General features: G+C 55.2%; 17 protein-coding genes. 3 read left to right on the top strand and 14 right to left on the bottom strand.

Features of this window, described 5'->3' with window-relative positions:
- Positions 1-146: 146 nt before the first annotated feature.
- Complete coding sequence (locus FGS76_RS17200) at positions 147-419, bottom strand: hypothetical protein (RefSeq protein WP_138773873.1); 273 nt, start codon at positions 417-419, stop codon at positions 147-149.
- 30 nt (positions 420-449) lie between these two features.
- Positions 450-1106, bottom strand: a complete 657-nt coding sequence (locus FGS76_RS17195; protein ID WP_138773872.1) for a hypothetical protein — start codon at positions 1104-1106, stop codon at positions 450-452.
- A 492-nt stretch (positions 1107-1598) separates the two neighbouring features.
- On the opposite strand from FGS76_RS17195, the gene FGS76_RS17190 reads away from it, so the two are divergent.
- The 3 genes from FGS76_RS17190 to FGS76_RS17175 all read left to right on the top strand — a co-directional run bounded on the left by FGS76_RS17190 (position 1599) and on the right by FGS76_RS17175 (position 3079).
- A complete protein-coding gene (locus FGS76_RS17190) occupies positions 1599-1790 on the top strand; it encodes a SymE family type I addiction module toxin (protein ID WP_138773871.1) in 192 nt (63 codons plus the stop codon).
- Positions 1791-2011: 221 nt separating this feature from the next.
- The gene (locus FGS76_RS17185; RefSeq protein WP_138773870.1) at positions 2012-2242 is read left to right on the top strand and encodes an addiction module protein; all 231 of its coding nucleotides are present in this window, start codon (positions 2012-2014) and stop codon (positions 2240-2242) included.
- Between the two features lie 636 nt (positions 2243-2878).
- Positions 2879-3079: a SymE family type I addiction module toxin gene (locus FGS76_RS17175; protein ID WP_138773868.1), complete on the top strand. Its 201-nt coding sequence runs from the start codon at positions 2879-2881 to the stop codon at positions 3077-3079.
- 123 nt (positions 3080-3202) lie between these two features.
- Here the strand turns inward: FGS76_RS17175 and FGS76_RS17170 are convergent, their stop codons facing one another.
- The 12 genes from FGS76_RS17170 to gcvT all read right to left on the bottom strand — a co-directional run bounded on the left by FGS76_RS17170 (position 3203) and on the right by gcvT (position 11971).
- Positions 3203-3703, bottom strand: coding sequence for a hypothetical protein (locus FGS76_RS17170; RefSeq protein ID WP_138773867.1), 501 nt, complete (start codon positions 3701-3703; stop codon positions 3203-3205).
- Between the two features lie 99 nt (positions 3704-3802).
- Positions 3803-4426, bottom strand: coding sequence for a DUF2026 family protein (locus FGS76_RS17165; protein ID WP_138773866.1), 624 nt, complete (start codon positions 4424-4426; stop codon positions 3803-3805).
- 81 nt (positions 4427-4507) lie between these two features.
- The gene (locus FGS76_RS17160) at positions 4508-5050 is read right to left on the bottom strand and encodes a hypothetical protein (protein ID WP_138773865.1); all 543 of its coding nucleotides are present in this window, start codon (positions 5048-5050) and stop codon (positions 4508-4510) included.
- A gap of 29 nt (positions 5051-5079) precedes the next feature.
- Positions 5080-5565: a hypothetical protein gene (locus FGS76_RS17155; RefSeq protein WP_138773864.1), complete on the bottom strand. Its 486-nt coding sequence runs from the start codon at positions 5563-5565 to the stop codon at positions 5080-5082.
- Positions 5566-5829: 264 nt separating this feature from the next.
- Complete coding sequence (locus tag FGS76_RS19925) at positions 5830-5964, bottom strand: zinc ribbon-containing protein (RefSeq protein WP_138773863.1); 135 nt, start codon at positions 5962-5964, stop codon at positions 5830-5832.
- 172 nt (positions 5965-6136) lie between these two features.
- Positions 6137-6409, bottom strand: coding sequence for a hypothetical protein (locus FGS76_RS17145; RefSeq protein ID WP_240692588.1), 273 nt, complete (start codon positions 6407-6409; stop codon positions 6137-6139).
- A 67-nt stretch (positions 6410-6476) separates the two neighbouring features.
- Positions 6477-6980 carry a hypothetical protein gene (locus FGS76_RS17140; RefSeq protein WP_138773862.1) on the bottom strand — a complete coding sequence of 168 codons (504 nt, stop codon included), beginning with the start codon at positions 6978-6980 and terminating at the stop codon, positions 6477-6479.
- Positions 6981-7047: 67 nt separating this feature from the next.
- On the bottom strand, positions 7048-7443 hold the full coding sequence (locus FGS76_RS17135) for a hypothetical protein (protein ID WP_138773861.1): 396 nt from the start codon (positions 7441-7443) through the stop codon (positions 7048-7050).
- Between the two features lie 39 nt (positions 7444-7482).
- Positions 7483-8961 carry an aminomethyl-transferring glycine dehydrogenase subunit GcvPB gene (gene gcvPB / locus FGS76_RS17130; protein WP_138773860.1) on the bottom strand — a complete coding sequence of 493 codons (1479 nt, stop codon included), beginning with the start codon at positions 8959-8961 and terminating at the stop codon, positions 7483-7485.
- Positions 8958-10316: an aminomethyl-transferring glycine dehydrogenase subunit GcvPA gene (gcvPA, locus tag FGS76_RS17125; RefSeq protein WP_138773859.1), complete on the bottom strand. Its 1359-nt coding sequence runs from the start codon at positions 10314-10316 to the stop codon at positions 8958-8960. Before gcvPA ends, gcvPB begins: the two co-directional genes overlap by 4 nt.
- A 160-nt stretch (positions 10317-10476) precedes the next feature.
- Positions 10477-10863 (bottom strand): glycine cleavage system protein GcvH, encoded by a 387-nt coding sequence (gcvH, locus tag FGS76_RS17120; protein ID WP_138773858.1) that lies wholly within the window; start codon positions 10861-10863, stop codon positions 10477-10479.
- A gap of 22 nt (positions 10864-10885) precedes the next feature.
- The gene (gene gcvT / locus FGS76_RS17115) at positions 10886-11971 is read right to left on the bottom strand and encodes a glycine cleavage system aminomethyltransferase GcvT (RefSeq protein WP_138773857.1); all 1086 of its coding nucleotides are present in this window, start codon (positions 11969-11971) and stop codon (positions 10886-10888) included.
- Positions 11972-12070 lie beyond the last annotated feature (99 nt).

Raw genomic sequence — 12070 nt, 5'->3', positions numbered from 1 at the left:
GCAACCTTCGCGACAAGTGACGTTTATCTCTCTATCTTATATATCTCACATCTAATGTGCGGACCATTAGAATATGGTATATCTTCCAATGGATAGGCTACCCATAACCTGAAAGGGCAATGACTTTTCATTTTTTACCCATCGACTTATTTTCTTAAGTTCTTCTCTATTTGCACTTGGCAAAGCGCTGTCTGAGCTTGAAGTTTATGCGCGAAGGCCTTTTCTTTCCCATAGGCGTAACCGACCGCGCCACCAATAATTCCGCCGACAGCCGCAAAAACAAGCTGACCAGTTGCGAGCCCAGCGAAACCGAGCAATATAACCCCGAGTGCAGTGTAAGACCGAGTTACACTATTAGCTTTGGCATACAACCTATCAGCGAACTCTTGTATGATATCTGGGTTATATATTGTTTTCATGGCGCCCCCTTTTTTAATTTTTATTTTTAGTTATCTATTCGGGAAATTTCTTATTAACTTATAGGTAATGCTGCTATTGTCAGCATTCAAAACTTCTATTTGCGCTCCCTTGTAGCCTATTACCCTTGACGCCGAAAGGTCATACTCAACCTCGTTATTGAATGCGGGCCTAGCGGTGTTATTGCTAAACTCTCGGTATCCGATATTTATCTTGCTTCCTACGCGACCGCTGTATATTAGTGTCTGCTGAAAACTATTTTTTGTTTCCGAAACTCGCCCATGCCTCTCATAGTCAGCATCATAACAAGCACGGCCACCCAATGTAGTAATAACACATAGTTTGCTATGGCCTTGTTTCTTTATGGCCAAAGCTTCAATAGGATCCGATAGCGCACCTCTGATGACGCCGACCGCTGAAAAGAAATCCTGCTTACTATCGAACCCTACTTGTGGATAATTATTGCTGGGGATGTCGTAAAGGAAGCCGTCAACACGCTGTTTCAGATATAGTACCTGCTCTTCATATATAACGCCCTTTTCGACCATATGATCCCCAACGTATGCTGTAACCTCTTGCCCCACAGGAGGGTAATCAACGTTTTTTACGGCCATCGGTGAACCATTATATTTCACAGTCGTGCAGCCGCTCAGAAAAATGATAACCAAGAACACAGATGCTATCTTCAATTTGAATCCCCTCCCAATTTTTTAATCACGGCAGATCAAGCTGGTACAAAATTTTCGGTTTACCCCTTTTCTCTCACACCCCAAATGAACTCAGTGTGCTGGGCTTTATCACGAATAAAAACGTGACCGACTTCACAAGTCAACATTTGTATCCGCTTGTCGCGCAAACACAAAAAAGGGCCACAAAAGGCCCCTTCAAATAGTAACGACTAACTAACTGCTAGAGCGGCACCGTCACTCACTCCAAACCAAACCCAACTCCTTCGCCACCTTCACTTCATCCAGCCGGCGCACGGGCTGGGTGAAGGGCACTTCAGTCGCCGTACCCGTTGGATTTGCGGTACTGTAACGCCCGTGACTAATCAATGGTCGGGCAGCGCGTAGCTATACAATACCTCCGGGGAAAGCGCGCGGCCGTCTGATAGAGCGGTGTTCAACTGCCCGACCGCCCTTAATGGGCGAACTTGGACGTACATCTATCGGAGCAAGACCATGAAATATCGCACTCTCAAAGTCCGCAAAGGCCACCGGGACTACACCCTGAAAAGCGAGCCCTACAGCGGCAACCCAATCACTCCCTTCCTGCTCCTGAAAGGCACCTCGCTTGAACAAGCCGGGTTCACCATCGATATCCCGGTGTCCGTCGCCGTGGACGAAGGGCGGCTCTTGATCATTCGTCGGTAAAAATTTGCCCCCGGCCAAGGGCCGGGGGCCCGTTCACGGCAATGTCCCGATAGGCGGCGGTAGCCAAAGCATCCGGATGATTAGCAAGCTGCCGCAAACGTGGAATTGTCAGCGTCGAGCTTGTTCCGCTAAATCCACGCTATGTCGCAAGGACATTGGCCTGCGCATAACGGCGCGCCATGAGGCATCATCGCCCTATAGAACCACATATGGAGCGAGACATGGGTACAGACCCCGAAGCCCTGAGAGACGCCGCCCTGGCGCTTTCCGAAGCGGAGCGGGCAAAGCTGGCCAGAGACTTGATAGCCAGCCTGGACGGCCCCGCCGATGACGATGTCGCCGAAGCCTGGGACATTGAGCTTTGCCGCCGCATCAATGAAGTGGAGAGCGGAAAAGCCCAACTGCTGGATGTTGAAGACGTTCTCGCGCGCATACGGGCCCGGATCGGATAGAGAGTTAATTTTGATCATTGAAGTCAGCAAGGAAGCTGCCCAGGACCGCAGCCTGGTACGAAAAGGAAGATCCGGGGCTTGGAGGTCGTCTGGTTGACGCTTTTGCCCACGCCGTGCGGCTTCTTGAAGAACCCAATCCGCCGCTCACTCCCGTGGGTGGCAAAGCCGGCAGCCGCGGGGCCAAACGATTGCTTTTGCATCACTTTCCCTTTTCCTTCATTACCCTGAGCCGTGGGTCGACCACGGTTGTCATTGCATTCGCCCACCATTCCCGAAAGCCGGGTTACTGGATAGATCGCGTCTAGCATTCCAGCAATGCTGGCCATCAAGCGCCTTGCGGTGTAGGGAAATGCTTTCGAACAGAGGCGCAAATGGCTTACAACGATTTCAGCTTCAGCCTACTGTGCTCAAACGACGTGACGACTAGCCTGGATACCGGTGCTTAAACACACCCTATCAGCGGTCGTCTCGGCCGACAAAATGCGGTACTTTTGTGCCCACGACCCATCGATGGTCGGGTAGCGCGTAGCTATACAAGACCTTCGGGAAAAGCGCGTGGCCGTCTGATAGCGGTGTTTAACTGCCCGACCGCCCTAATGGGCACGCTTTAAACAACCCTATCAGTGGAGCACGACCATGAAATACCGCACCCTCAAAGTCCGCAAAGGCCACCGGGACTACACCCTGAAGAGCAAACCCTACAGCGGCAACCCAGTCACCCCCTTCCTTCTCCTCAAAGGTACCTGGCTGGAGCAGGCCGGGTTTACCGTCGATACACCTGTATCGGTATCCGTTGAGGACGGGCGGCTTTCGATTGTTCGGGAAAGCAGTCGGTGAGGGTCGAGCCCCAGCGAAAAGCTGGGGCTTCGTCGCCTGTGGAGGCGAAAGCGAGAACCGAAATCACGTTCGTCTAAGCCAGGGAACTACAGCCACGGCTGTAGACACTCGTTATGCCGCCTTTTACAGCTCCAGATCTAGATTCATCGAGTATTTTTGGGCCCAAATCTTGAGCGTTTCAAATGGAATATCAACTCCCCCTCGGTGGCCTGGGTGTCCTTTTATGAGAAACGCGTTGCCAATTTCGCCATAATAGTCTCCGACAATTTGAAACCGTTCGAAAAGCGCCTTGAGAAGCCCCATTATCCGGAGCCAGTTGTAGAATTCAGTGCGCGATGCCGTGGCTTCCGTGTGAAGTAGCAAATATACGGCCTGACTGGTCAACGCCGGTACCAGTACGCCGACATACTCTTTCCTATAACAGAAGACTCCCTCAATCATCGAGATACCGCAGCTTCTCTCATTCTCGTTGCCCGCGAGAAATTGAAGAGCCGTGACAAGCAGTGAGTCATTGTGCTGACCTTTCTCTCGGAAATGGTTCAGCACCATTTGTATCAAGCTGGCCGACGCCCCAATAAGAGCACCGCCCAACGCAGCCACTATCCCAATCCACATAGCGTTCATACGCGCTTTTACCCAACATAATGCCAGCCAGCACACGCGGCCACGAAAGGAGGTGACGCCGCAATGTCGCAGACATCACCGTGACCAGGATTATTAGGCTTACCATGCGCCATGCAATGCCGCTTTTTTAAGTTTTATAATCATTTTCTCTCCTCTATCATCCATGACTCCTAACTCCGGGACGATTTTTTTACGGCTCTGCTTGTACCAGTCTGAACATATCTGGGCCAGATCACCGCTAGCTACCTTTGAGAACATTTCTTGTAATAGGTAGGAAGTCAACTCAGGATGTCTTTCAAAGAAGAAGTCTCCTGGATTTTGAAGAAGTCCGGGACTCTTTGACATCGACGCTTTCGATTTTTGGAACATTTTCCTTGGTATTGATTCTGCTGCATAGTTCGTCTCCATACAGTATTCAGGAGCCGTAAAATCGATATAAAATTGCTCGGTCTCAACCCAACAGTGAAATGCATCAGGAGAACTGAAAAACTTACCATCCTCTTTCCCCGCGTAAGCTAGAACAGGCCCCTCTTGACTCACCTTAACGAATGCAGCCCCCATAATAGGCCTCGCATCTATTTTCAGAGCCTCTTTGAGAATGTATGCTCCTGTCACATTGTAAAACTGGCAAGACCGAGTCGCGCCATGAGCGAATTTCTCGCCCACCGAAGAAACAATTCGAAAAATTAACTCGTACTGCTTGAGATTGATGTCTCGTTTCATCTCAATTACTCGGTTTCATGGTTATCTAAGACTAACGCCAACCGTAACCAGCGCATTTGAAGTGAGCCCCGCGAGATGATCTCAATCTAAATTTTTATCATCTGCCACTCTGATGATATTTATGCTGTACTTGTCCAAGGCGGCACCGTTGATGTCAATCCCGCCATAATGAATGATAGTGTGCAATTCACCTCCGACCACCCATTCTTTATGAGCAACAATCATCCCATTGATATTATCGTTCGTACTTCTCGGCTCGCCATACTTACGTGTATATTTCTCAAAAAGCTCCGATGCTGAAGCTTTCTCTAGCCCACACAATGCACCTACAGTTTTATTCCCTTTTAGGGTAAAAGTTATTTCCCCGGCGGAGGAACATTTTGCACCTCGAATAAACATATTGCTGAAAGCATTTGTCTCACCGATGCACAGGACATCACCCATGAAATTTTGACATGTCAACCCTGGTATATAGCGCTCCAAAGTCTCCTGCGAAGCCTCTTTAGGGTACTTAACCAGCCCTGAAGAAAACTCTATCTGGTGCGGCATCGGGATGCTATCAGCATGAGCCGTAAGAGCGGGACTGATAATCGTCATAATAAAAGCAAAAAGTTTAGCTTTCATGTTTTTTTCCAAAAACGAATTATTAATATTTAATCACCCAGAATCCATATAGGGCCGTAGCTCCCGTAGCAACTATTCATCACGGCAGCGACTTTTGAATTATGAGGGACCAAGTCTCCCCATTTATTTATTTCGAAGGCCAGAACACTATAAACAGAGCCCTCACCTTCTCTTATCAGATCATCATAAATTCTTACCTCCCCTCCCCGGCTTAAGATTCTACTTCTCAGCCATGTCTTTTCTTCATGCAAGCTAGCCACTTTTGCTAGCAGCACATTTTCCAAAGGCAGATACCTACCATCCTCGGAGCGGCAGTCGATATTGAAAGAGCGAACAGCTTTCTCAGCGTAAGGGTCTTGGTAGTCAAGCATCCCGCCATATTGTCTTTTCAATTCTTTTATGTACCGGAGGTTAGCTGAGTCAGCTGCTTTGGCGTACGGCATGACCATCTGGGAAAAACCCAAAACGCCACACAGGACTATAAACCTCAACCCAGCTCGCTTTATCCTTCCCATTTCCCCACCTTTTCTTGAAAGTTATTACCTCACTGGATGAATAGTTTCGCTCTAACCTAGCCAGCTGAGAAGGGGCAGATCGGGCCAGACAGGGAGATATCTGGCCAGCCGATGAGGAACGACCGATAGGTGTCGTAAGTGCAGGATGATTTGGAGTGGCTAGATTTGAACTTTTTGATGCAAGCGAACTTAACTCTTGACCGGCGAAACGCTGCGGGTAGGCGGCAATGCAAGATCCAACTTCAGGACCGCCTACCCGCATAGTTACGGCGTGTACTCGGTACCGTGGCAACGCGGGCATGGCGGTAAAGTATCGGTATCGTCGTCGAGATAGACAGTCTCACCGCATTTGTCGCACGAGTAAGTTCCTTTTCCAGGCTTTTCTCCAGTTGAAGACATAACCAGCTCCTATTTTTGATTTATTTCCTTAAGGTTTCTTACTTACCGCTGTCCAATAAAACGTGACCGAATTCGCAAGTCAATCCCCATACAAGCTTGTCGCACAAACACAAAAAGGGGTCAGAAAAACCCTTCAAATAGTAACGACTAACTAACGGCTAAAACCCCAGCATCACTCACTCCAAACCAAATCCAACTCTTTCACCACCTGCACATCATCCAGCCGGCGCACGGGCTGGGTGAACGGCGCCTGGGTGACGATGTCCGGGTTGGTGTTGGCTTCTTCCAGGATTTTGGCCATGACATCGACGAAGTCGTCCATGGCTTCCTTGGTTTCGGTTTCGGTGGGCTCGATGAGGAAGCATTCGGGCACCAGCAGCGGGAAGTAGATCCTGGCGCGCGTATTATTGTGGCGAAGTGAGCAATTATTGATATTGATGGCCATGATGATCTTGGCTGGCTTGATCGAGCGCCCCGGTTAGTGACCGAAACAAAGACGCATAAATCCTGAACTACAATGCATCTATCCTTGCATACTGCATTGAAAAAGATATCAGCAACAACACGAAGCCCGCGCCCGCAAAAGGCCCTTTTTCTGTTCTAATCAGAAATATGGAGACTGCTCTAAGCAACCCACCAAACCCAAATAATACCGTTGCGGAAGCCAACACGTTACAGATAATTGATGCCGACTTTAAAAATCCCAAGCCGAAAATAATCAAAGAACCAAGTAACGCAACACCTCCAGCGCGCTCAATGTAATAAAAGAGAGGATCGTAAAAGAAGGCGAGGAACACCAGAAAAGACGCAGACAGGAGTATCTTCCATCGCGCCCCGCCAAGATAAGTCAAAAACTTTCGCCAATCTTTACTGACATTGTCATCTATGTCGCCGAAGTAGCCGACGAGGTAGGTATCTATGACTTGCCTGGCGGCCTTGGGGAAGAAGTATTCAGCGGCCATCATCAAGGACGCCACGACTTGTATGTTCAAAACTGCTCGTTCGTCAAAGACCATTCTTTACAACCTAAAATATCGTAAACCCAACCAAATCAATTTAGCCACATTTACGAAGGCTTCACTCTTAGCCGTTCTTCCTGAATACCGCTGCCGCCATAGCCGAGAACGCATGAATTAGCGTTGTTCTTCTTGTGAGCCTACAGAATTTTGTATAATCAACCTTCGATAGAACTTCCTTAGCCCAATTCTCCGCATCACCCTCAGCCGAATAAAAGTCAATTTCATGCGCCAATTTATTTCTAATTTTATTTATCTCAAGAAGAAGGTAGCCAACATCCTGAAAGCCTTCCTGGTCTTCTAGCGTACGGGCTTTACCGAAAAAACTCAGGTTCTGTTTGGTTACTTCCGAAAGAACGGAATCAAGCGCCAGATGGCCTTTAACGATCAGCAGTTCGACATCTTTAATTTCGCGCAGATTTGCCCACACGGCCCATTCAACGATAGCAAGCGGCATGGGCATACTCTTATCTCCAGAACAGCCATATTCCCGATGGCTCGGCTAATTAGGCTCACTCCACACCAAATCCAACTCCTTCGCCGCCTTCACATCGTCCAGCCGGCGCACGGGCTGGGTGAAGGGCGCTTGGGTGACGGTGTCCGGGTCGGTGTTGGCTTCTTCCAGGATTTTGGCCATGGCGGCGACGAAGTCGTCCATGGCTTCCTTGGTTTCGGTTTCGGTGGGCTCGATGAGGAAGCATTCGGGGACCAGCAGCGGGAAGTAGATGGTGGGGGCGTGCTGGTTGTAGTCGAGCAGGCGCTTGGCAATGTCGAGGGCGGTGACGTGGTTGTCCTTCGCTTGTTTGGCGAAGGTGAGGATAAATTCGTGGCTGGCGCGGCGGTCCGGGTAGGCGGGCTGGCAGCCGATGGCTTGGAGGCGTTTTAGCAGGTAGTTGGCGGCGAGGGTGGAGTATTCGCCGACGCGGATCATGCCTTCGCGGCCGAGGACCATGGCGTAGAAGTAGGCGCGGAGGAGGACGCCGGCGTTGCCCATGAAGGCGCTGAGGTGGCCGATGCTGGTGGGCAGGGTGTCGGTGTCGATCCAGTGGTAGTCGCCGGATTCTTCGTCCTGCCCGGCCATGGGGGTGGGCAGGTAGTCGAGCAGGCGTTGGGAGACGCCCACCGGGCCGGCGCCGGGGCCGCCGCCGCCATGGGGGGTGGCGAAGGTTTTGTGCAGGTTCATGTGGATGACGTCGAAGCCCATGTCGCCGGGGCGGACTTTGCCGAGGATGGCGTTGAGGTTGGCGCCGTCGTAGTAGAGCAGGCCGCCGGCGTCGTGGACGGTTTTGGCGATGGCTTCGATTTGCCGTTCAAAGACGCCGCAGGTGGAGGGGTTGGTCATCATCAGGCCGGCGGTTTGCGGGCCGCAGGCTTGTTTTAGGGCTTCGAGATCCACGTCACCGTCTTTGTTGACGGGGACTTCGCGGACTTTGTAGCCGCACATGACGGCGGTGGCCGGGTTGGTACCGTGGGCGGCTTCGGGGATCAGGATTTCGGTGCGGGCGTCGTCGTTCCGGGCTTCGTGGTAGGCGCGGATCATGGCGACGCCGGCGAATTCACCTTGGGCGCCGGCCATGGGGGCGAGGGAGACGCCTTTCATGCCGGTGACTTCCTTGAGGAAGTTCTGCAGCTCGTACATACAGGCCAGGTAGCCCTGGCTGTGGCTGGCCGGGGCCAGCGGGTGCCGGTTGAGGAAGCCGGGCAGCATGGCGGCGCGGTTGGCGCCGCGCGGGTTGTATTTCATGGTGCAGGAGCCGAGCGGGTAGAACTGCTTGTCGATGGCGAAGTTCTTGGTCGACAGGTTGGTGTAGTGGCGCACCACTTCCAGCTCGCTCACTTCCGGCAGGCCTGGCTTTTGCTTGCGGCGCAGGTTGGCCGGGATGGCGGACAGTTGGTCCTCACTCACGGGCTTGGGCGCTTGCGAGGTGGCGCTGCGGCCGGGCCGGGAGTGTTGGAAGATCAGCGTGGTTTCGTTGCTCATGCCAAAACCTCCTTCATTGCGGCCACAAACAGATCAAGATCCCCTTCGGTGTGTACTTCGGTGGCGTTCACCAGAATCGCGTTCTTCATGCTGTAGTCCTTGGCGAGGCTGAGGCCGCCGAGGATGTCTTTTTCCGCCAGGCGGGCGAGCACGGTGTCGGCGTCCTGGGGCAGCGTGAGGGCCACTTCGTGGAACACCGGGGCGGTGAAGGTGCGTTCGACGCCGTCGAGGGCGGTGAGTTTGTCCGCCAGTTTCTGGGTGTTGGCGTGGCAGTGGCCGGCGACGCTGGCGAGGCCGTCGGGGCCGAGCAGCGAGGTGTAGATGGTGGCGGCGGTCATGGCCAGGCCCTGGTTGGTGCAGATGTTACTGGTGGCCTTGGAGCGTCGGATGTGCTGCTCGCGGGCTTGCAGGGTGAGGGTGAAGCCCTGCTTGCCTTCCATGTCCACGGTGCGGCCGATGATGCGGCCGGGCATCTGGCGCACGTGTTTTTGGGTGCAGGCCATGAAACCGAAGTAGGGGCCGCCGGAGCTGAGCGGGATGCCCAGGGGCTGGCCTTCGCCGACCACGATGTCCGCACCCTGCTCGCCCCATTCACCGGGAGGCGTGAGCAGCGCCAGAGAGGTGGGGTTGACCACGGCGATCACCAGCATGCCGTTGGCGTGGGCCCAGTCGGTGAGGGCGTCCACGTCTTCCAGGCTGCCGAAGTAGTTGGGCTGGCTGATCACCAGGGCGGCGTAGTCCTGGCCTTCGTGTTCCTTGAGGCCGTCCACCAGGGTCTGGCCGGCGTCGGTGCAGAACGGCACGGACACCAGCTCCACGTCCTGGTTGTGGACGATGGCGTTGCAGGCGGCGCGGTAGCGCGGGTTGAGGGCGTCGGGCACCAGCACTTTGCGGCTTTTCGATTTGCGGTTGGCGCGCAGGCTCATCAGCACCGCTTCGGCGAGGCCGGAGGCGCCGTCGTAGACCGAGGCGTTGGAGACGTCCATGGCGGTGAGCCGGGCGATCAGGGTTTGGTATTCGTAGATCACCTGCAGGGTGCCCTGGCTGGCTTCCGCCTGGTAGGGGGTGTAGGCGGTGTAGTACTCGCCCCGGGTTGCGATTTCCCATACCGCCGCCGGGACGTGGTGCGCGTAGGCGCCGCCGCCGATAAAGCTGAGGGCGAAGCGGTCCTGCTCGGCGCGCTCGGCCATCAGGCGGGTCACTTCCATTTCGCCGCGCCCTTCGGGCAGGGCGTCGAGGCCGTGGCCGGCTTTCAGGTGGGCGGGGATTTCATCGAACAGATCCTCGATGCGGTCGGCGCCGATGGCGTCGAGCATGGCGCGGACGTCGTCTTCGGTATGGGGGATGTAGGGCATGGGAGGCGTTACCGGATGATTAGGTGGTCAACAGAATGGTCACGACGGTTAAAGAAGGGCTGCAAGCTACAAGCTTCAAGCCGCAAGCAGGCCGGTGCCGGTCTTTAGCTTGCAGCTTGTAGCCTGAGGCTTGCAGCCCGCCGGGCAAACCGCCCGGCGGCTATTCGCTGTCTATTTGTTCCTGATACTGGTCGGCGGTCAGCATTTCTTTCAGCTCGCCCTGGTCGGCCATTTTGATCTTGAACAGCCAGCCGCTGGCGTAGGGCTCGTTGTTGACGCGCTCGGGTTCGTCTTCGAGGGCTTCGTTGATGGCCACGACTTCGCCGGAGACCGGGGCGTAGATGTCGGAGGCGGCTTTCACGGATTCAACCACACCGGCTTCGTCGCCGGCGGCGAATACCTGGCCCAGGTCGGGCAGTTCCACGTAGACCAGGTCGCCCATGGCGTCCTGGGCGTGGGCGGTGATGCCCACCACGGCCACGTCGCCTTCGACGCGGACCCATTCATGGCTGTCGCGGTAGCGCAGTTCGGCAGGAATCTCGCTCATTGTTTTCTCCCTCGTGGCGGACTCAGATCGGTTTATAGGCTTCTTTGCCGTTCTTCACGAACGGTGTTTTCACCACATGCGCCTTGAGGCGCTTGTTGCGGATTTCCACTTCCACGGTGCCGGTGGTGCCGGCGGGCAGGCGCGCGAAGGCGATGGCCCGGCCAAGGGTGGGCGAGAAGGTGCCGCTGGTAGTCTCGCCTTCGCCGTTCGGCGTGTGCACGGTCTGGTGGGGGCGCAGCACGCCCTTGCCTTCAAGCACCAGGCCACGCATCACCGTGTGATCTTTCTGCTTTTGCGCTTCCAGGGCGGCGCGGCCCACGAAGTCACGGTCCGGGTCGTCCAGGGCCACGGTCCAGCCCAGGTTGGCTTCCCAGGGGGTGACGCCGTCGTCCATGTCGTTGCCGTACAGGTTGAGGCCCGCCTCCAGGCGCAGGGTGTCGCGGGCGCCCAGGCCCGCCGGGCGGGCGCCGGCGTCGGTGAGCCGCTGCCACAGTTCCGGCGCTTTTTCGCCGGGCAGGATGATCTCGGCGCCGTCCTCACCGGTGTAGCCGGTGCGGGCGATCAGCCAGCTGCCCACCTGGGCGAAGCCGAAGAACGGCATTTCATCCAGGGCGGCGCGGGCGTCGTCGCACACCAGGTCGCGCAGGAAGGCGCGGGCCTTGGGGCCCTGCACGGCGATCATGGCCAGGTCCGGGCGCTCGCGGATGTCCACGGCGAAGCCACCGGCCTGGCCTTCCATCCACTCCAGGTCCTTGTCGCGGGTGGCGCAGTTGACCACCAGCCGGGCGTGCTCGGCGTCGATCTTGTAGACGATCAGGTCGTCCACCACGCCGCCGCGTTCGTTGAGCATACAAGTATAGAGGGCGCGACCCTCGCCCACCTTGTCCAGGTCGTTGGCGAGCAGGCGGCGCAAGTACGCGCGGGTGTCCTTACCGGCCACATCCACCACGGTCATGTGGGAGACATCGAACAGGCCCACGCCGTCGCGCACGGCGTGGTGTTCCTCCAGCTGGGAGCCATAGTGGATGGGCATGTCCCAGCCACCGAAATCCACCATCTTGGCACCGGCGGCGAGATGGGCGTCATAAAGGGGTGTGCGCTGACCCATGGGAATGCGGGCTCCAGGTCCGTGGGCCGGGGCGACGAACGCGCCATGGCCCATTGATTGTCAGGAGTGAAGGATAACGGACCCGGGCCACGGCGCCTA

The organism is Alloalcanivorax gelatiniphagus, assembly GCF_005938655.1.
GTDB lineage: Bacteria > Pseudomonadota > Gammaproteobacteria > Pseudomonadales > Alcanivoracaceae > Alloalcanivorax > Alloalcanivorax gelatiniphagus.
This window is presented reverse-complemented; position numbering and strand designations above follow the sequence as displayed.

What these genes read in the sequence shown, in the direction of transcription:
- FGS76_RS17200 (WP_138773873.1), bottom strand. Translation starts at nt 419, where the DNA reads ATGAAAACAATATATAACCCAGATATCATACAAGAGTTCGCTGATAGG.
- FGS76_RS17190 (WP_138773871.1), top strand. Translation starts at nt 1,599, where the DNA reads ATGAAATATCGCACTCTCAAAGTCCGCAAAGGCCACCGGGACTACACC.
- FGS76_RS17185 (WP_138773870.1), top strand. Translation starts at nt 2,012, where the DNA reads ATGGGTACAGACCCCGAAGCCCTGAGAGACGCCGCCCTGGCGCTTTCC.
- FGS76_RS17175 (WP_138773868.1), top strand. Translation starts at nt 2,879, where the DNA reads ATGAAATACCGCACCCTCAAAGTCCGCAAAGGCCACCGGGACTACACC.
- FGS76_RS17170 (WP_138773867.1), bottom strand. Translation starts at nt 3,703, where the DNA reads ATGAACGCTATGTGGATTGGGATAGTGGCTGCGTTGGGCGGTGCTCTT.
- FGS76_RS17165 (WP_138773866.1), bottom strand. Translation starts at nt 4,426, where the DNA reads ATGAAACGAGACATCAATCTCAAGCAGTACGAGTTAATTTTTCGAATT.
- FGS76_RS17160 (WP_138773865.1), bottom strand. Translation starts at nt 5,050, where the DNA reads ATGAAAGCTAAACTTTTTGCTTTTATTATGACGATTATCAGTCCCGCT.
- FGS76_RS17155 (WP_138773864.1), bottom strand. Translation starts at nt 5,565, where the DNA reads ATGGGAAGGATAAAGCGAGCTGGGTTGAGGTTTATAGTCCTGTGTGGC.
- FGS76_RS19925 (WP_138773863.1), bottom strand. Translation starts at nt 5,964, where the DNA reads ATGTCTTCAACTGGAGAAAAGCCTGGAAAAGGAACTTACTCGTGCGAC.
- FGS76_RS17145 (WP_240692588.1), bottom strand. Translation starts at nt 6,409, where the DNA reads ATGGCCATCAATATCAATAATTGCTCACTTCGCCACAATAATACGCGC.
- FGS76_RS17140 (WP_138773862.1), bottom strand. Translation starts at nt 6,980, where the DNA reads ATGGTCTTTGACGAACGAGCAGTTTTGAACATACAAGTCGTGGCGTCC.
- FGS76_RS17135 (WP_138773861.1), bottom strand. Translation starts at nt 7,443, where the DNA reads ATGCCCATGCCGCTTGCTATCGTTGAATGGGCCGTGTGGGCAAATCTG.
- gcvPB (WP_138773860.1), bottom strand. Translation starts at nt 8,961, where the DNA reads ATGAGCAACGAAACCACGCTGATCTTCCAACACTCCCGGCCCGGCCGC.
- gcvPA (WP_138773859.1), bottom strand. Translation starts at nt 10,316, where the DNA reads ATGCCCTACATCCCCCATACCGAAGACGACGTCCGCGCCATGCTCGAC.
- gcvH (WP_138773858.1), bottom strand. Translation starts at nt 10,863, where the DNA reads ATGAGCGAGATTCCTGCCGAACTGCGCTACCGCGACAGCCATGAATGG.
- gcvT (WP_138773857.1), bottom strand. Translation starts at nt 11,971, where the DNA reads ATGGGTCAGCGCACACCCCTTTATGACGCCCATCTCGCCGCCGGTGCC.